Origin of the sequence: Thioalkalivibrio sp. AKL6, assembly GCF_000376905.1 — a bacterium.
Lineage (GTDB): Bacteria > Pseudomonadota > Gammaproteobacteria > Ectothiorhodospirales > Ectothiorhodospiraceae > Thioalkalivibrio > Thioalkalivibrio versutus.
Map to the genome: position 1 here is coordinate 354,683 of NZ_AQXS01000008.1, position 18,018 is coordinate 372,700.

Annotated in this window: 15 protein-coding genes; 7 read left to right on the plus strand and 8 right to left on the minus strand. The window is 67.1% G+C overall.

The window, feature by feature from the left end:
* Window positions 1–30: 30 nt before the first annotated feature.
* The 7 genes from ileS to D575_RS0104830 all read left to right on the plus strand — a co-directional run bounded on the left by ileS (window position 31) and on the right by D575_RS0104830 (window position 7,981).
* A complete protein-coding gene (gene ileS, locus D575_RS0104800) occupies window positions 31–2,877 on the plus strand; it encodes an isoleucine--tRNA ligase (protein WP_018144780.1) in 2,847 nt (948 codons plus the stop codon).
* Window positions 2,877–3,380: a signal peptidase II gene (gene lspA, locus D575_RS0104805; protein WP_018144781.1), complete on the plus strand. Its 504-nt coding sequence runs from the start codon at window positions 2,877–2,879 to the stop codon at window positions 3,378–3,380. Before ileS ends, lspA begins: the two co-directional genes overlap by 1 nt.
* 12 nt (window positions 3,381–3,392) lie before the next feature.
* Window positions 3,393–3,827, plus strand: coding sequence for a peptidylprolyl isomerase (locus D575_RS0104810; protein ID WP_018144782.1), 435 nt, complete (start codon window positions 3,393–3,395; stop codon window positions 3,825–3,827).
* An 18-nt stretch (window positions 3,828–3,845) separates the two neighbouring features.
* Window positions 3,846–4,796, plus strand: a complete 951-nt coding sequence (ispH, locus tag D575_RS0104815) for a 4-hydroxy-3-methylbut-2-enyl diphosphate reductase (RefSeq protein ID WP_018144783.1) — start codon at window positions 3,846–3,848, stop codon at window positions 4,794–4,796.
* Between the two features lie 344 nt (window positions 4,797–5,140).
* Window positions 5,141–5,995, plus strand: a complete 855-nt coding sequence (purU, locus tag D575_RS0104820) for a formyltetrahydrofolate deformylase (protein WP_018144784.1) — start codon at window positions 5,141–5,143, stop codon at window positions 5,993–5,995.
* A 119-nt stretch (window positions 5,996–6,114) separates the two neighbouring features.
* Window positions 6,115–6,960: a S1C family serine protease gene (locus D575_RS0104825; protein WP_018144785.1), complete on the plus strand. Its 846-nt coding sequence runs from the start codon at window positions 6,115–6,117 to the stop codon at window positions 6,958–6,960.
* Window positions 6,961–7,015: 55 nt separating this feature from the next.
* The gene (locus D575_RS0104830; protein WP_018144786.1) at window positions 7,016–7,981 is read left to right on the plus strand and encodes a hypothetical protein; all 966 of its coding nucleotides are present in this window, start codon (window positions 7,016–7,018) and stop codon (window positions 7,979–7,981) included.
* 16 nt (window positions 7,982–7,997) lie between these two features.
* Here D575_RS0104830 and D575_RS0104835 read toward each other — a convergent pair whose 3' ends face one another.
* The 8 genes from D575_RS0104835 to D575_RS0104870 form a co-directional block, all read right to left on the minus strand.
* Window positions 7,998–9,104, minus strand: coding sequence for a nucleotidyltransferase family protein (locus D575_RS0104835; protein ID WP_018144787.1), 1,107 nt, complete (start codon window positions 9,102–9,104; stop codon window positions 7,998–8,000).
* Entirely contained in the window at window positions 9,101–10,006 is a 906-nt protein-coding gene (locus D575_RS0104840; protein ID WP_018144788.1) for an HprK-related kinase A, read from the minus strand. The genes D575_RS0104835 and D575_RS0104840 overlap by 4 nt, the downstream gene beginning before the upstream one ends.
* Entirely contained in the window at window positions 10,003–10,305 is a 303-nt protein-coding gene (locus D575_RS0104845) for an HPr-rel-A system PqqD family peptide chaperone (RefSeq protein ID WP_018144789.1), read from the minus strand. Before D575_RS0104845 ends, D575_RS0104840 begins: the two co-directional genes overlap by 4 nt.
* Before the next feature lie 55 nt (window positions 10,306–10,360).
* On the minus strand, window positions 10,361–11,128 hold the full coding sequence (locus D575_RS0104850; RefSeq protein WP_018144790.1) for a hypothetical protein: 768 nt from the start codon (window positions 11,126–11,128) through the stop codon (window positions 10,361–10,363).
* 256 nt (window positions 11,129–11,384) lie between these two features.
* Complete coding sequence (locus tag D575_RS0104855) at window positions 11,385–12,119, minus strand: class I SAM-dependent methyltransferase (protein ID WP_018144791.1); 735 nt, start codon at window positions 12,117–12,119, stop codon at window positions 11,385–11,387.
* A gap of 40 nt (window positions 12,120–12,159) precedes the next feature.
* A complete protein-coding gene (locus tag D575_RS0104860; RefSeq protein ID WP_018144792.1) occupies window positions 12,160–12,882 on the minus strand; it encodes a GAF domain-containing protein in 723 nt (240 codons plus the stop codon).
* A gap of 140 nt (window positions 12,883–13,022) precedes the next feature.
* Entirely contained in the window at window positions 13,023–16,349 is a 3,327-nt protein-coding gene (locus D575_RS0104865; RefSeq protein WP_018144793.1) for a VanZ family protein, read from the minus strand.
* A 347-nt stretch (window positions 16,350–16,696) separates the two neighbouring features.
* Window positions 16,697–17,986, minus strand: coding sequence for a nucleotide sugar dehydrogenase (locus tag D575_RS0104870; RefSeq protein WP_026182048.1), 1,290 nt, complete (start codon window positions 17,984–17,986; stop codon window positions 16,697–16,699).
* Window positions 17,987–18,018 lie beyond the last annotated feature (32 nt).

Sequence of the window (18,018 nt, forward strand, 5' to 3'; positions counted from 1 at the left end):
CGGCCCGCAGGGCCGATCCGGAACTCGCTAATGGCACGCAAACCGGCACCGCCGAATCCCTACAAGGACACCCTCAACCTGCCCGAGACGGCCTTCCCCATGCGCGCCGGCCTGGCGACGCGGGAGCCCGAGTGGCTGGAGGCCTGGAAGGCCGAGGACCGCTACCAGCGCCTGCGCGAATACTGTGCCGGGCGGCCGCGCTTCGTGCTGGCCGACGGCCCTCCGTATGCGAACGGCTCGATCCACGTCGGCCACGCGGTCAACAAGATCCTCAAGGACGTGATCGTGAAGAGCCGCACGCTGGCCGGCTTCGACGCCCCCTACGTGCCGGGCTGGGACTGCCACGGCCTGCCGATCGAGCTGAAGGTGGAACAGAAGCTGGGCAAGGCCGGGCGCGACGTGGACGCCGCGACCTTCCGCAAGGCCTGTCGCGAATACGCCCAGGAGCAGGTGGACGGCCAGAGCGCGGACTTCCAGCGTCTGGGCGTGCTGGGAGACTGGGACAACCCCTACCTGACCATGAACTATCAGGTGGAGGCGGACACCGTCCGCGCGCTGGGTACCATCTTCAAGCGTGGCCACGTGCAGATGGGCGAGAAGCCGGTGCACTGGTGTGTCGACTGCGGCTCGGCCTTGGCCGAAGCGGAGGTCGAGTACGAGGACAAATTCTCGCAGGCGATCGACGTGCGCTTCCGCGTGGTCGACGACATCGACTTCCTGCGCCGCTTCGACGGCATCGACGGCTCGCGCGGCCCGATCAGCGTGGTGATCTGGACCACCACCCCATGGACCCTGCCGGCCAACCAGGCGGTCGCCCTGCACCCGGAACTGGACTACGCCCTGGTGGAGCTGGAGCACGAGCGCATCCTGCTGGCGGAGGACCTGGTCGAGGACTGTCTGGCGCGCTACTCCCTGGGCGAGGGCCACATCGTGGCACGCACCAAGGGTCAGGCGCTGGAAGGCCTGATGCTGCGCCACCCGTTCCTGGAACGCGACGTGCCGCTGATCCTCGGCGATCACGTGACCACCGAGACCGGTACCGGCGCGGTGCACACCGCCCCCGGCCACGGCCAGGAGGACTATGCGGTCGGGCTGCAGTACAGCCTGCCGGTGGAAAACCCGGTGGGCCCGGATGGCCGCTTCCTGCCCGACACCCCGCACTTCGCCGGCGAGAACGTGCACCAGGCCAACGGCCACGTGATCGACGTGCTGAAGGAGCACGCCGCGCTGATCGTGGCGGTCAAGTTCGAGCACAGCTATCCACATTGCTGGCGCCACAAGACCCCGATCATCTTCCGCGCGACGCCGCAGTGGTTCATCAGCATGGACCGCGCCGAGCTGCGCGCCGATGCCCTGAAGGCCATCGCCGACACAGAGTGGATGCCGAGCTGGGGGCAGGCCCGGATCCACGGGATGGTGGTGAACCGCCCGGACTGGTGCATCTCGCGCCAGCGCAACTGGGGCGTGCCGATCCCGTTCTTCGTGCACAAGGAAACCAACCGCCTGCATCCGCATACCGCAGAGCTGATCGAGACCATCGCACAGCGCATCGAGCGCGACGGTATCGAGGCCTGGTTCCAGCTGGATCCGCAGGAATTGCTGGGCGAGAAAGCGGGCGACTACGTGAAGCTGAACGACACGCTGGACGTCTGGTTCGACTCCGGTGTGCTGCACTCCACGGTCGTGGAGAAACGCCCGGAACTGGGCGAGCTGCCGGTGGACCTGTTCCTGGAGGGCTCGGACCAGCACCGCGGCTGGTTCCAGTCCAGCCTGCTGACCAGCGTGGCCATGCGCGGCGAGGCGCCCTACAAGGCGGTGCTGACCCACGGCTTCACGGTGGACGAGAAGGGCGAGAAGATGTCCAAGTCGCGCGGCAACGTGGTCGCGCCACAAGAGGTGGTCTCCACCCTGGGGGCGGACATCCTGCGCCTGTGGGTCGCGGCGACCGACTTCTCCGGCGAGATGGCGATCTCCAAGGACATCCTCGACCGCACCGCCGATGCCTATCGCCGCATCCGCAACACTACGCGCTTCCTGCTGGGCAACCTGAACGGCTTCGAGCCGGCCGAGCACGCCCTGCCGCTGGAGGATCTACTGCCACTGGACCGCTGGATCGTCGCCCGCGCACTGCAGGTACAGGGCCAGGTCACGCAGGCCTACGACGGCTACCAGTTCCACCAGATCTACCAGCGGGTACACAACTTCTGCTCGGTGGAGCTGGGCAGTTTCTACCTGGACGTGATCAAGGATCGTCAGTACACCACCCAGGCAGACTCGCACGCCCGCCGCTCGGCACAGACCGCGCTATATCACGTGGCCGAGGCCCTGACCCGCTGGGTGGCCCCGATCCTGACCTTCACCGCCGAGGAGATCTGGGAACTGCTGCCCGGCGAGCGTCCGGACAGCGTGCTGTTCGCCACCTGGTACGAGGGGCTGGCGCCCCTGCCGGAAGACGCCACGTTCTCCGATGGCGACTGGGACCGCATCCTGGAGGTGCGCACCCATGTCGCCCGCGCCCTGGAACTGGCGCGCAACGAGCAGGGCATCGGCGCCTCGCTGAATGCCGAGATCGACCTGCACCTGCCGGCCGACTCGAGTGCCCGCAGCCTGCTGGAACGCCTCGGAGACGAATTGCGCTTCGTGCTGATCACCTCCGAGGCACGCCTCGCCGAAGGCGCCGCACCGGAAGCGGCGCATGCCGCGGAACTCGGCGACGGGACGCCGCTGGGCGTGGCGGTGCACAAGAGCGAACAGCCCAAGTGCGCCCGCTGCTGGCACCGCCGCCCGGACGTCGGTCAACACAGCCAGCATCCGGAACTGTGCGGGCGCTGCGTCAGCAACGTGGACGGTCCGGGCGAGACCCGGCACTTCGCCTGATGGACTTGCGGGGGTCCGGCCTCGGCCCGGGGCTGCTCATCGCGGTGGCCATCGTGCTGGCCGACCAGGTCACCAAGGTCTGGGCGGAGCATGCGCTGACGCTGTTCGCGCCGGTCGAGGTCACGAGCTTCTTCAACCTGTCGCTGGTGTACAACCCGGGTGCGGCCTTCAGCTTCCTGGCCGGGGCCGGGGACTGGGGCCGCTGGCTGCTGACCGGCATTGCCGTGGCGATCGGGCTTCTGATCCTCGTCTGGCTGGCCCGCCTGCCGCGCCAGGCCTGGTGGTCGGTGACCGCCCTGGGCCTGGTGCTGGGCGGCGCCATCGGCAACCTGATCGACCGCGTGCGCTACGGCGCGGTGGTGGATTTTCTGGACTTTCACTGGGCGGGCTATCACTGGCCGGCCTTCAACGTGGCGGACATGGCCATTGTTGTGGGGGCGATCACGCTGATCGTCGCCACCTTCATCGAGGGCGATCGCAGCCACTCGGGCAACACAGACTAGTCGGGAGCACACATGACCACGGCCACCAAGGGCGCGCACATCGAGATGCACTACCGCCTGATCCTGGAAAACGGCTTTGTCGTGGACGGGACGGGCGAAGAACCCATCACCCTGGAGATCGGTTCCGGCGAGATCCTGCCCGGGCTGGAGGATCTGCTGGTCGGTCTGATCGCGGGCGACCACCGGGAATTTGCGATCGAGGCCGGCGTCATGTTCCCGTTTCGGGACCAGGCGGCGGTGCAGGAAATGCCGCGCTCGCAGTTCCCGGCCGACCTGCCGCTGGAAGTGGACTACATCTACGAGTTCAACAGCCCGGCCGGCGATGCCGTACCCGGCCGCATCGAAGCGGTGGAGGACGACACCGTGACGGTGGATTTCAACCACCCGCTGGCGGGGCAGAACTTCACCTTCGAGGTGGATGTGCTATCGGTAAGTGAACCGCAATAGGTCGCAGGAGAGTCTCCTATGAGCATGCAGGCCCAGCTCGCCAATCCGCGCGGTTTCTGCGCCGGGGTGGAACGCGCCATCGAGATCGTGGAACGTGCCCTGGAGATCTACGGCGCGCCGCTGTACGTCCGCCATGAAGTGGTGCACAACCGGCACGTGGTCGGGCGTCTGACGGATGCCGGCGTGCACTTTGTCGACGAGCTGGACGAGGTCCCCGACGGCCAGGTGGTGATCTTCTCCGCCCACGGCGTGCCCAAGCGTGTGCAGCAGGAGGCCGAACAACGCGGCCTGACGGTGTTTGACGCCACCTGCCCGCTGGTCACCAAGGTGCATCTGGAGGTAGCGCGCTACGCCCGCGAGGGCCGCGAGGTGGTGCTGATCGGCCACGCCGGGCACCCCGAGGTCGAGGGCACCCTGGGCCAGTTCGATGATTCCCGGGGCGGGAGCATGATGCTGGTCGAGACCATCGCGGACGTCGAGAACCTGGAGGTGGCCAACCCCGACCGGCTTGCCTTCGTGTCCCAGACCACGCTGTCGATGGACGACACCGCCGGGATCATCGACGCCCTGACCGCGCGCTTCCCGAAGATCGAAGGCCCGCGCAAGATGGACATCTGCTACGCCACCCAGAACCGCCAGGACGCGGTGAAGGACCTGGCGAAGCAATGCGACCTGCTGCTGGTGGTCGGCTCGAAGAACAGTTCGAACTCCAACCGCCTGAGCGAGATCGGCGCACGCATGGGCGTGGAGTCCTATCTGGTGGACGGCGCAACCGACATCGACCCGGCCTGGCTCGAGGGCAAGAGCCGCATTGGCGTCACCGCCGGCGCCTCGGCCCCGGAGATCCTGGTCAACGAGGTGCTCGACTTCCTGCGCGGACACGGCGTCGACGCCGTCTCCGAACTCGCCGGCCGCGAAGAGACCATCACCTTCTCCATCCCCACCGGCCTGCGCCGCGAATCCGCCTGACCCGCCCCATCCTTCCTTGCGCCGATTTGTTCACCACGAAGCGCACGAAGAGATGAAGAGGGCAAGGCGAATGAACCACAGAGGTCACGGAGATAACCAGGGATGGCTTTGTGGCGGGCAGGATGCCGATGAGCGCAGCGAATCGCATCGGCCACATGTAACGGCCCGACCCTGATGCGTTTCGCTACGCTCAACGCATCCTACCCCTCTAGAAATTTGTCGTCTTTCTCGGTGTCCTCTGTGCACCCTGTGGTGCAACCGCCTTTGACCTTGCCCTTCTTCGTGCCTTCGTGCGCTTCGTGGTAAAAACCCGCCCTTGACCTTATTCGGGATACTTAAACGACATGGATGATCGACCCCGTTTTCGGCTGAGTATCCGCTGCCCCGATCAGCACGGAATCGTCGCGCGCATTGCCAACGCAATCGCGAATACCGATGGCTGGATCACCGAAGCGGCCCAGCACACCGATGCCGAGGCCGGCTGGTTCTTCATGCGCTGGGTGTTCTCATTGCCCATCGATGCCGAGCCCGCGCTGCGTGAACGGCTGGATGAACTGGCCCTCGATCTTGGCATGGACTGGTGGCTGGCGGGGGCCGACACCCGCCCGCGCGTGGTGCTGATGGTCTCGCGCGAACCGCACTGTCTCAATGACCTGCTGGCCCGCTGGAGCAACGACGAACTGCCGATGGAGATCCCGGCGATCCTTTCCAACCACCGCGACCTGGCACCGCTGGCGGATTGCTACGGCATCCCGTTCGAGCACATCCCCGTGCCGCGCGAAGACCGCGAGGCCGCCTTTGCCACCCTGCAGGCGCGCCTGGCCGACCTGGCGCCCGATGCCATCGTGCTGGCGCGCTACATGCAGATCCTGCCGCCCATGCTCTGCGACGAATACCCCGAGCGTATCCTCAACATCCACCACAGCTTCCTGCCGTCGTTCGTCGGCGCCCGCCCCTATCACCAGGCCTTCGCCCGCGGCGTGAAGCTGATCGGCGCCACCTGCCACTACGTCACCGAGGACCTCGACGCCGGCCCGATCATCGAGCAGGACGTCACCCGCATCCGCCACGACGACGGCGTGCAGGACCTGATCCGCAAGGGCCGCGACGTCGAACGCTGGGTCCTCGCCCGTGGCCTGCGCTACCACCTCGAGGGCCGCGTCCTTACCCACGGCAACAAGACCATCGTCTTCAACTGACGGGGTGTCGACGCGGCGTTAAAGCGCCCGCTGGCCATTACCCCCTTCGCCTAACGCATCACCACCACGGCCGGAACCGCCTGACCTAGACTCGAACCATCGACTGGCGGGGATGGCCCATGGACAGCACGACGAGCAAGCGATCCGCCCTCTTCTTCCGGGGCTTTTCGGCAGACACCTGGCAGCGCGCGTGGAAGACGCTGAAGGTGCTGGCCGCGGCGAGCCTTCTGGCCCTGCTGGTTACCCAGCGCCCGGCTGCCGCCGACGGGCTGCCGGACACGATCGAGCGCATCAAGCCCTCGGTAGTCAGTATCGCGACCCACCAGCCGTCGCGCAGCCCGCGAGCCAATTACCTCGCAACCGGATTTGCGGTCGGCGATGGGCGCCTCATCGTTACGAATCACCATGTGATCCCGGAATCACTGGATCATGCAAACCGCGAGCAACTCGTGGTGGTCAGCGGCGAAGGTCGCGACACCTCCATCCACAGCGCGGAGCTTGTGGCCCATTCGGCGAACGACGACCTGGCCCTGTTGCGGATCGCCGGCCCTCCACTGCCCCCCTTGCGACTGGGATCGTCGGACGCCGTACGCGCGGGCGAGCAGCTGGCCTTCACTGGCTACCCGATCGGCATGATCCTGGGCATCTACCCCGCGACCCATCGTGCCAACGTGGCCGCACGCACCCCCATGGCGATCACCGCCCGCCGCTCGAGAGAACTGAGCGAGGCTCACATCCGGCAACTGCGCGCCGGTGCGCCGATGGTGTTTCAGCTGGATGCCACCGCCTACCCCGGTAACAGCGGCAGCCCCCTCTACCGCATCGACAGTGGCGAAGTCGTCGGCGTGATCAACCAGGTCTTCGTCCAGGGCGGGCGCGAGGCCGCAGTAAGCCGGCCCAGCGGGATCAGTTACGCGGTCCCGGCCGACCGGATCCGCCCGCTGCTGGCCGGCTACCAGGAGTAGGCCGATCCGCATCCCCTCCCCTCACGGCAAGTCCGAGCCGGACAAAGGCACACCCATGGCGGCCTCATCGTCCGATACTCGCTGCGTTTACCGCCAGATCCACATCGATGTGGCCCGCAACGCCACGGACGACTTCAACCCGTTCCATGACGGCGACAAGTGGACGCGCATCCGCGGCAATCCGTTTGGCGGACCGATCGTGCTGGGCTTTCAGCTGGAGTGTCTGGCAGAGGCCCTGGTGACCCGGATGCGGATCGCCGAGGGCGATGCCGGAAGCACCTCGCAACTCCCGTTCCGCAACTACCAATTCACGTTCGCCGGCGCCCTGCGCGTGGACGAGCCGTTCACCACCGTGGTCAAACCCACCCTCCGGGGCACGGATGCGTCGGGACAGCCGCAGGTATCCAATCGCATCGCGATGCGCAAAGGCAGCGGGCTGGTGCTGCTCGGCCATGTACGCGACTCCCTGACGCCCCAGGCGTTGACCGGCGAGTCATCGCCGCTGCCCGCGGATGTCCGACTCGAGCCGCTCGAGGATCGCTGCGTGCTTGCAGAAAACGGGTGGTTCCACAAGCGCAAGTTCATGTCCAACAGCAATGCCAAGAACCTGTTGTCGGGGTCGCTCGTGCGCCAGGCGGACTACTTCGACGAGCTCGAAGATCGCATCAACTTTCCGGACATGTTTCCCGCCGCGCTGATCTCCTGCGCCCTGCTCGAAAAGGCCGATGCAGACGGCCACGATTTCTACCGCGACCCCATGGTCTACACCGCGCACCACATCAGCGTGGACCAGCGGCTAGCACGCGCCCTGCGCAGCGCCGACGCCCTGCACATCCTGGTGAGCCCCGCGGAGCAAGTGGAAACCGCGGGGCGCGGCCTGGCGGGCTCCGGCATGGCACAACGACGCTATCGGTGCATGGGGCTGGTGGCAGGCCCGCGCATCCTGTTCCGCGGCGAACTGTTTCTCGCACCCCTGATGGCCCTTTCCGAAGCCATGGTTTCCGGCCCCGCAGCCCCCTGAGCCCTGGCCAGTCCGATCAGGGCTCGGCCTGGTTCCTTTTGCCCTTGCGATGGTCCTTGGCCGCCTTGCGCAGCAGGTGCGGAACCAGCAAGTGCAAGGGCATGCGCAGATAGTGCGAGCGTACATACAACAACCAGCGGGCGGTGCCGGACAACCGACCGTCGCAACTCCAGTGATGCGGTTTCAGGCCGCGCCGGAACAGGCCGTCCATCAGCGCCAGAAGAGGAGGCGCCGGACGCGCCGCGGCCAACGCGCGGAACGCCGAATCGGGGACGGGGGTCTGCAGGAACTCGCGACCATAGCGCAACGCATAGTAGAGCGGGCGTGCCAGATCCATCTCGAAGGCGCGCGCCGTCAGGCGTTCCCAGAAGCCCGAATCCTCCGCCACAAAATGACGCAGTAGCGCATCCATATCCGCCAGGTCCCGCAGGCCGTTCTCCAGTTCGCCATCGTGAAACAGATGCGTCGCACTGTGCAGGACCATGTCGGCCGGCCCCGGAACGTACATACCGGGAAAGCCATCCAGCGGCAGCGCGGCCGCCCACAGGAGTTCCGGATCGGGATGCAACCGCGCGGTCGGCGGCAGGATGGTGTGATGCACATCCAGCACGCTCTTGCGCCGCATGTGCGTGAGCGGAGGCAGCTCGTGCATCCACTGGCGATAGTAGGTCTGGTCGTAAGTGTCGTAGCCCTCGCAGACCCATCCCTGAACGAACAGGTGCTGTTCCGCCGACTGGATCTGCGCCTGCGGGACCAGGATGTCGACATCGGAGAACTGCCGCCCCGGCGCACTGGGCAGCCCGGCCATCACGTAGGCAGCGCCCTTCAGGAGCATCACCGGGATCGCCTCCGGCGCCAGGGCCTCGTGAATCCGTGCCACCTCCCAGCGAACCATGGCGTGCTGGCGATCCGCCAGGACCCGCGCGACGTGCAGGTGTCGCCGGGGCGCCGGAGGCACATCCGACAACGCCCCGGCATCCTTGATCAAGGCTTGCAACCGGCCCTCCAGAGAGGCCACTCGCGCCACCCGGACCAGCCAATCCCAATCCGCCGGCGAAAGACCACGGGAGGCTGCCGGCTCGGCCAGGACCGCGAGCAGTTGCTCCAGCACAGGGCGCGTCATGCGCCCCCCCCGGCCAGATCGTTCAGTAACCCCAGGGAGGCATCCAGGTCCGCGTACTCCAGATTCAGGCAGGCGCTTTGCTCGATCAGATCGGCCGCCGCCTCGAAACCCGCTCCGCCCACCACGCTGTAATTGAAGGACGAGCCGACCAGCTTCAGCAATGCCTCGGCCCGCTCCAGCGGTTGCAGCCGGTCACGTCCTCCGGCCGCAAAGCGCGGGAAGACCAGCCAAGCCGGCCCGGCCTGCTGGTGCATCCGTTCAATGCTCGAATCCGGTGGCTTCAGATGTGCCACGGTCCCCTTGCTGGTGTCGTGGGAGGCAGGCCCGATGATCGCCTGCGGATGGCGTTCGCGGATCAGGTCGATGGCGGCATTCTTCAGACTGACCGGACGCGGCAGCGCGACCAGCTTGCCGGTCGCCAGCGACAGCAGGGCGAATTCGTCCGACAACAACCGCCAGCCCGACAGGGTCAGGGCCGCGGTCAGCGTGCTCTTTCCCGCCCCGGGCTCGCCCGGCATCACCAGCGCCCGGCCGTCGCGCTCCAGCACCGCCGCATGGATCATCAGGAAGTCATGGGCGTGCTGGGCAATGCACCAGTTCAGCCCCCACTCGAACAGCGGATAGGCATGCGCCAGCGGCAGGGGGCGGAAGGGCGAGCGACCATCCAGAAAGAAACGCGCCTGCGGACGCCAAACCGAGCGCAGGCCGGGGGAGGCCGCAAGGGTGACGTGGAAATCGGCGAAGGGGGTACTGGCGGTCGGCAAAAGTTGCCGGTCGTAGAACAGGGCCACGGAGTGCTCGACCCGGTCCAGCCGCGAACGCAAGCGGACCACGAAGGGCCCCACCTGGATGGCAAGGCCGGCGTCCCGCAACCCCGCCCTCAGGTCTTCATGGGCAATCACGCGTCCCGCGACTCCGGGGAGACACGGATCAGATCATGCTGCCGCAACTGGCTCAAGCCGGCGTGCATCGCATCCTCCAGGTCCCCTTCCGTGGCGTCATATCGCTGTTCAAGGTACTCGAACAGGGTGGCCGGCGTCATCGGCCCCTCTTGCAGGGCCTGGAAGATGTCGATCAGAGGGGGCTGCAGCACGTGCGTCTCGCCACAGCGCTGATCATAGACAACCACCGATTCACCCCATGCCCGCACGTGAGCGGCGGGCAGCGGGATCAGCGCAAAGGATTCTTCAGAAACGGACAAGGGGGCCTCGTGTACCGACCGGCCCAGGAGCGCTGGTGGGCAGCGCCCCGGGATATCAACGATTGAGAGTGGAAGAGTTGGTCCGCACCTCCACGCACTCGCCCGCCTCGTTGCGCGTGTAGCCGTCTCCGCAGTCGCCCAGGCCGTTGATCGGGCAGAAGCGCTCGTTCATGTAGGTGAAGACGTTCCTCACCGCGGAGTGCTTGCCCACATCCTCGCGGGCCATCGAATAGGCCTTGATCACCTCGTCGACCGAGGCGCCGAAGTCGATCGAGGTACACGCTGCGTTCAGAACGGCACCCACGGCATGCCAGTCGAGCGACCCCCTGCACACGCCCCAGGCATGGAGCACCTCCATCAGCGAGGGTGTGCCGGTCAGGCATTCCGGCCTGTAACCGAAGACCTCCTCGAAGGAGGTCGCCCCGCCCGTACCCACGGTGGCGTCAAAACGCTGGCAGTTGTTGTCGGTCCCGCTGGTCTGAATGCAGGAACCCGGGGAATACCCGGTGCACTCCCAGGCACCCCAGTTGTCCTTCCAGAACGCCGAGGTACAGCCATCGCCCGCGGTGCACTCGTGGTCAATGTTGGAGACGTTGGCGGAGAAGATGTTGCCCGACAGCGAGCACTGCCCCTGAGCGCCCCAGACCGACTTGGCCGGGAGCGACACCAGCATCGCCCCACCCAGGCCGGCCGCGGTCAGGCGGCGCCGGCTGCGACTGCGAAGGCCGGACGAACCCGTGTCCGGGTCCACGGGGGCGGTGGACTTGCCCTCGCCTACGTCTTCGGGGCCATGATTTCCGTTGTGCTCGTGTTCATCACTCATGCTTGCCTGCTCCAGGTCAAACCTCGCCATTTCGCCGTCCGGGCAACGGCACCCGGCCACGCCGCAATGGGCTGCGATCCGGGGGGTACACTGCAATCAGACGCTTTCTCCTGGAACATAGCAAGCGGGATGCCAGCCTTTTGAATAACGGGTAACTTACTGATATAAAGGCTCCGACCCTCGACGATACAAAGCCCGCGGGGCACGCGGAGGCGCCGAGTGGAAAGTTTTCCGACAGCCCTGAGTGGCCCGCCCCTCATACCCGCCGCACCCGCAGAATGAACGAATGACTCAGCCACGCCCCAGCGGCCGGCACCGCCTGCAGGAAACTCCGGGTGCCCCGGTTCTCCAGGAGCGGCTGCAAGCGCGCCAGGCGGCCGGGGGCCAACGGAAGCCAGTACAACGCCTCGGGCCGCAGACCCACGGCCTCCGCCGCCGCGCGAAGACCCTGAGGGTCGTCGTAGCGCAGATGCGGCGGACGCCCTCGCCGACACCGGCGCCATTCGCGAACCGCCGTGGGCAGGCAACGCAGGTTCAGCGCATCGACCCAGGCCTCGCCTCCCGGGCGCAGAACGCGCCGAATCTCGGCAAGTGCCGGCTGGGGATCCGACAAGGCCTGCATGACGCCGAAGCACAGCACCCCGTCGAGGGCGGCGTCCGCCAGCGGGAGGTGATTGATGTCCGCCGCCAGCCAGGGAATTGCCGGATCACTTCGATCCCGCGCCTTCTGCAGGGAGGGCGTTGAGTAGTCCAGCCCCCAGACCTCATGGCCCTGCGCATGCAGCATCCGTGTGTAGGTTCCCGCGCCGCAGCCGACATCCAGCCAGCGACCGGGCCCCACGTCGGCGCGCCGCCACAGCCGCTCGAACTGCCGGACGCGGCTATGCAGGCCGCTGTGCGTCCAGCCCGCGATCCCGGCATCGTCCTCCAGGTTCGCCCCGCGCTCCAGGAAGCGCTGGCGCCAGCGGCGTTCGAAGCCGGCATCCTTCACCGGTTCGCACCTTGCGCCATCGCCATGACCGCGTGATGGTTCATTCCCGGCCCTCGCTGACCTGACCAATGAGTTCGGTCGCGGCAATCAGCACATGATCGCGGGAGAATCCGGCCCGGCGCATCTCGTCGTACAGCGTGCGCGCCAGCAACCGGGCCACGCGTTCCGGGGCGTGGGTAATGGGGCCCGTTGCCGCCCCCGGCTGTCGCGCCAGCGCCATCTGCGTAAAACTCGTGCGCAAAAGCCCCTTTAACCGATGGACGAGGACCGACTTCGCCACCACCAGGGCCAGGATCAACGCCCGGCGCAAATCCTCCTGCGTCAGCCGGCCCCGCCCCTCGGGGCTGTCGATGTTGATCACTCCCAACAGGTCGCCCTCCAGAATCACTGGCACCGCGATCACGTCGACCGGACCCGCACCCTCGGCCCGCCGCGCCTCGGCTGCAAAATCGGAGGCATGCAGGTCACGAATCAGCAACCCCTTGCGCGCACTCGCCACCCGCCCCGAAATACCCGAGCCAAGGGGTTGCCTCACGTCATAGGCCTGATCGGGCAGATACCCGTGATGTGCCTGGACGCGCAAGCGCGCCGCACCCCCGTCCGGGTCCGGCTTCAGCAGCATGATCGAACAGCGCTCGCACTCCATGGCGTGACTGACCAGCGCGGCCAGGCCGGCCAACCCCTTTTCCAGGGACTCGGCCTCCTCCACAAAATGAGCCAGCTCCATCAGCCGCTCGTCGAATGCATCAAAGGCCTCGCCCATCTCCCCGGCCCCACCGCGGTTTCGTCCTGCGAGCTTAACAGCCCGACCGGGCGCGGGATCGAGGCAGCGTTAGGCACAAGCCGAGCGGACCCGACTGGCCCATAACGCCCCCGACCGCGCACCGCACGACTGCACCAAATTCAACCCGCTCGAGGCTTCGCGGATTGCCTGACGCCCTTTGCGGCCGGCGCTGCGGACGCCGCCACGCCCAGCAACAGCACCAGGTAGAACAGCAGGGCGATCCGCGGGGAGTAGAACAGCGTACTGAACACGCCGATCGACAACGCCCCTGTCAACGCGGCAGTCGACGCCAGCGCCACCGCATCGCCCGCCAGCGAACTCCGCAACAGCAAAACCAGGGCCGCCAGCGTCAGCCACACAAAGGCCAGCAGACCCAGCCAGCCCTGATCGAAATAGATCTCCAGCCACTGATTCTCGACCCGCCACGGCCACAGATGGTCCGTAGTGAAGTACCAGTAACGGCCCAGATGCTCGAAGTCGCCGTTGGCGACGTATTCACGACCAGCCGAATCTTGAACCTGCACGCTGTAAAATTCGGTGACAGACCGCTGGCGCGCATCGACCCCCAGCGACAACACCAGGCCGCGCTGAATGGGCCAGGGGCGTGTCTCCATCGGATCCAGGTCGAAGGTCCACTGGAAGGTCTGACGTCCGCCGCCTTCCAGACGCATGCCTTCGCTGCGACAACCGAAGGAATGGCGGATGGGCTTCTCGCAGATGAAGACTCGAAATCCCGTGGGCTGGGCACTGGCGGCCTCCACGGTCAAGGTATAGAGACCGTCGCGGGGCAGGCTCACCCGCTGATTCACGAACAACGAATCGCCGCCGCCGATTTGCAGGCGCGGCTCACCCTCCGCGCGGGTGAAGGCCAGATTGCCGGGCAGGCGCCCGTCCCGGTTTCCGGTCCGGTAGTGCTCCGGAAAACTGCCGACACCCCGCCCAAACAGAGGTGAAAGCGGCCCGCCGCCCGGCAGTTCGAGGGCGGCCTGCCAGTGATCCATGCGGATCCCGAAGTCACGTTCGATGTGGCTCATCCGCTGCTCGGCAAACCCGCCCAACGTGGTGCCCGCAACTAGGGCAATCGCCACCACGGGCAACAGCACACCGACCAGTGCCCCCTGCCGAGCCTGCATGCGCCCATGCAACGCCGCCAGCAGCACCCCGACCGCGAGGACGGCCACGGCCACCGCCAACCCCAGGTACCCACCGCGCGAATAGGTCATTGCCACCGCGTATGCTGTCCCGACCGCCAGCAGGGCCGAGCCGGCGAGCATCAGGCCGAGGCGCTGGCGCCAGCACCAGATCAGGGCCAGGGGAAAGGCCAGCACCAGAAAGGTCTCGATGCTGGGCCCTCCTGCCTGCATCTCCGAAAACAGCCCGGACAGCCGATAGCCACTATCGAAGTTCAGCAGCCCGGGATAGGTAACCCGCTCGCGCACCACGAACGCCAGTTGCGCCAGCAGGGCCAGCGCCACCCCGGGGAGAAACCACCGCACCACCTGCTCCGGCACCGGGACAGGCGCAACCCTCAGCATCGCCAGCAGGACAACCGCCCACAGCAGGCCCTTGGCGACCCGCAGGGCATTCCACTGGTGGGCAAAATGCGCCGCCTCGCCGGGGTTCCAGGTGCCGGGCGGGAACAGGGCAACCGCCAGGCTGATCAGCGTCGAGGCCACCAGGAAACCCAGCGCCCAACGGATGCCGCGCGGCAACAACGATGCCCCCGAATGCAGCGCATGCGGCCCGAGCCAGAGGGCCATGGCCAGGGTCATCAACAGGAACAGGTCCAGCTCGGAGACGAAAAGGCGCCCGTGGTAGAGCGTCAGGTCCAGGGTGGCCAACAGCACGGGGATCACGAACAGCCAGCCCTGCGGCCGCCACGCCAGCAATGCGGCATAGGCCAGCAACCCGGCGCTCAGCGCCACGGGCACGACCGGCCAGGTCACCGCCAGCAGCAGAGTCGCCAGCGCCAGCAGGCCGGCAAGCGCCTGGCGCAGTCGCTGCAGGGGTTGCCAGCGCGTACCCGGCCCGGGCGGCGCTGGCTGCGGATCGCGTGGATCGGATACCACCCGCCCCGCCCCGGGCGGGCCCGGCGTAACACTGGCCCGGCCGAGCCATTGCAGCACCGCAGCCATTGCCCAGGCGGCCAGGCCGGCAAGGACCAGGCTGGCCGGATCCGGACGCGCACCCTCCACCAAGAGCTTGGCGGCCTCGACTACCAGCGCCAGTATCACCCCCGCCAATACGGCCAGAAGATTCAGTGCCGCCGGCTGCATGGGGTGGCGCAGCTGCCACAGCCAGACCAGGAAGCCCAGCGGGGCATACATGGCCAGGTGCAAAGCGGTACTACGCAGGGCATGGATCTCGTCCACGTGATAGTGGTAGTAGAACGGCCACAGGTTCAGGTCATCCCACTGGGTTCGGGCCGCTTCCATATCGGCGTGGAACGGGCCGAAACCGTGGTTGAGCGCGACCAGCAGCAACGCGTAGAACACGGCACCGATCACGAGTATCGGCGTGGCGAACTGCTGCAGCGTCCGGATCACGCCATGGGGATGCGCGGGCAGGTTCCGGAACAGGACCAGGCCGATGCCCATCCCCAGGGCCCGCAACAGCACGGACCGCCCCTCGGCGATGCCCGACAGGGTGGCGAGATTCAACAGCTCCAGCAGCCCCGCAAGAAGCAGGGCCAGCGGGATTCCGGCCCCCAGCAGCGAGGCGCCGCGCCGGTGCAACCACAATGCCAGGAGCAGCCCCACCGGGATACTGGCGACCACCTCCAGCGTCAGCCAGCTGATACAGCGAATCCCGCTGGTGCAGGCCCCGGCAGCGACCCACCAGCCCCAGGCATCGGATGCCAGGCGAGCCCGCAGCTCGTCCATGGCGAGCACCAGGTCAAAGGGGACGAAGCCGACCATCACATAGGCGGCGGCATAGATCACCAGCCCGGCGGTCAGGGCCTGCGCACCCGCACCTTCCAGCACCCGACGCCAGCGCGCCAACGGGTCGCGCGACGCCAGCCAGGCGAGCGAGCCGGCCACTGCCCCGGAAAAGTTGCCGGCGATATCGGCCGCCGCCGGATGCCGGTACGGCAGCCACACCTGCAAGAACTCCACGCCGGCCGTAACCGCCAGTCCCAGGGCGGCCACGAAGACGAACGCGCCGGCCGCAAGTAACCGGTTGCGGCGACCATGAGTCAGCCACGCGGTCCAGAAAAACCCCAGCGGCAGGAACATCAGGGCATTGGCCATGAACTGCTGGCGGCCACTGGTCCCGGGGCCGGTCAGGCTCATGCCACGGTAGATCTCCCAGGCACGCTCCAGGCTCATCGAGCCGAACTCGAACGGCAGCAGCGTCAGGTAGACCGCAGCGCCCAGCGACAGCCAGGCCCACAGCGCGCAGGTACGCAGCGACAGCGGTTCCGAACCGGCGCCCGGCCGGCTCATCGAAGGGTCAGGGAAGCGCCGATCCATGAATCGGTGCGGGCGCGCGTCACGCCCGAATGCACATGGGGCGCAGCGACGCCCCTGCAATCAGGCGGCACGTCGGAAACCATGGGGCAACAACGCGGACGGACACACGGTTCAGCGTCTCCCGGGACGAAAGCGTCCCGCCACTGTAGCTCCGGCCGCGCCCATGAACAGCGCGGGCGTTATGCGGGCGTGGCGTTCGCCATCCGTGCGCCGCGCCGGGGCCCAGGGGTACGGTGCGCGACGCGCCAGGTCCCGGAGCCTCCCCATCAGGAACATGGGGGGGGGTACCAACGCGAACGCGCGATTGGCTCGGCGCCCCCTTACAGGCGGAGATCCGTGGCAGTGCGGGGGAAGACCGATTTCACGTCGAAGATCACCGACTCGGGCCGGGCCAGTTCACGGATGGCCTCGATCCCCATCTGCAGGAATTCGCGGTGCGGCACGGCCACGATGATTGCATCGAACTGCCCCGGTGCCGGCGTCTCGGTCACCGGCGTGATGCCGTACTCGTGCTCGGCCTCGGCCGGGTCCACCCAGGGGTCGAAGACCGTCACCTGGGCGTTGTAGCCAGCCAGGGTGGCGTGGATGTCGATCACCCGGGTATTGCGCAGGTCCGGGCAGTTCTCCTTGAAGGTCAGGCCCATCACCAGGATCCGCGCCCCCACCGGGTTGATGCCCTTGCGCACCAGGGCGCGCACCGTGTTGTCCGCGATGTGCGCGCCCATGGCATCGTTCACGCGCCGCCCGGCCAGGATCATCTCCGGGTGATGCCCCACCGCCTGTGCCTTGTGCGTCAGGTAGTAGGGATCCACGCCAATGCAGTGTCCACCCACCAGGCCCGGCCGGAAGGGCAGGAAGTTCCACTTGGTCCCGGCCGCCTTCAGAACCGCCTCGGTATCCAGGCCCAGGCGCTCGAACAGCAGGGCCAGCTCGTTGATCAGCGCGATGTTCACGTCGCGCTGGGTGTTCTCGATCACCTTGGCGGCCTCGGCCACGCGGATGCTCTCGGCCTTGTGCGTCCCGGCGGTGATCACCCGCGCATACAACGCGTCGACGAAGTCGGCCACCTCCGGGGTGGAGCCCGAGGTCACCTTCATGATGGAGGTGACCCCGTGTTCCTTGTCGCCCGGGTTGATGCGCTCGGGGCTGTAGCCGGTGAAGAAGTCCCGGTTGTGCACCAACCCGGACTGCGCCTCGAGGATCGGCACGCAATCCTCCTCGGTCGCGCCCGGGTAAACGGTGGATTCGTAGATCACCGTGTCGCCCGGCTTGAGGACCTGCCCCACGCTGCGGCTGGCTCCCAGCAGCGGTCCCAGATCCGGTCGCTTGTGCAGGTCGATCGGCGTCGGGACGGTCACCACGAACACGTTGCATTCGCGCATGGTCTCGAGATCGGCGGTGTACGTCAGCTGCGGGGTCGCGGCGAGCTTCTCCGGCTCTACCTCGCGCGTGCGGTCCACTCCAGCCTGCAGTTGCCGCACCCGCTCCGGGTCGATATCGAACCCGCGGGTGGGCCATTGATGGCCGAATTCGACGGCCAGTGGCAGGCCGACGTACCCCAGACCGACTACTCCGATGGTGACTTCATCCAGCGCGGGAAGCGTATGCATAAGATGTCCGTTCTCGTTGCCAATCATAATGG

Coding starts and splice junctions, on each gene's coding strand:
- ileS (WP_018144780.1), top strand. CDS start 31: ATGGCACGCAAACCGGCACCGCCGAATCCCTACAAGGACACCCTCAAC.
- lspA (WP_018144781.1), top strand. CDS start 2,877: ATGGACTTGCGGGGGTCCGGCCTCGGCCCGGGGCTGCTCATCGCGGTG.
- D575_RS0104810 (WP_018144782.1), top strand. CDS start 3,393: ATGACCACGGCCACCAAGGGCGCGCACATCGAGATGCACTACCGCCTG.
- ispH (WP_018144783.1), top strand. CDS start 3,846: ATGAGCATGCAGGCCCAGCTCGCCAATCCGCGCGGTTTCTGCGCCGGG.
- purU (WP_018144784.1), top strand. CDS start 5,141: ATGGATGATCGACCCCGTTTTCGGCTGAGTATCCGCTGCCCCGATCAG.
- D575_RS0104825 (WP_018144785.1), top strand. CDS start 6,115: ATGGACAGCACGACGAGCAAGCGATCCGCCCTCTTCTTCCGGGGCTTT.
- D575_RS0104830 (WP_018144786.1), top strand. CDS start 7,016: ATGGCGGCCTCATCGTCCGATACTCGCTGCGTTTACCGCCAGATCCAC.
- D575_RS0104835 (WP_018144787.1), bottom strand. CDS start 9,104: ATGACGCGCCCTGTGCTGGAGCAACTGCTCGCGGTCCTGGCCGAGCCG.
- D575_RS0104850 (WP_018144790.1), bottom strand. CDS start 11,128: ATGAGTGATGAACACGAGCACAACGGAAATCATGGCCCCGAAGACGTA.
- D575_RS0104860 (WP_018144792.1), bottom strand. CDS start 12,882: ATGGGCGAGGCCTTTGATGCATTCGACGAGCGGCTGATGGAGCTGGCT.
- D575_RS0104865 (WP_018144793.1), bottom strand. CDS start 16,349: ATGAGCCGGCCGGGCGCCGGTTCGGAACCGCTGTCGCTGCGTACCTGC.
- D575_RS0104870 (WP_026182048.1), bottom strand. CDS start 17,986: ATGCATACGCTTCCCGCGCTGGATGAAGTCACCATCGGAGTAGTCGGT.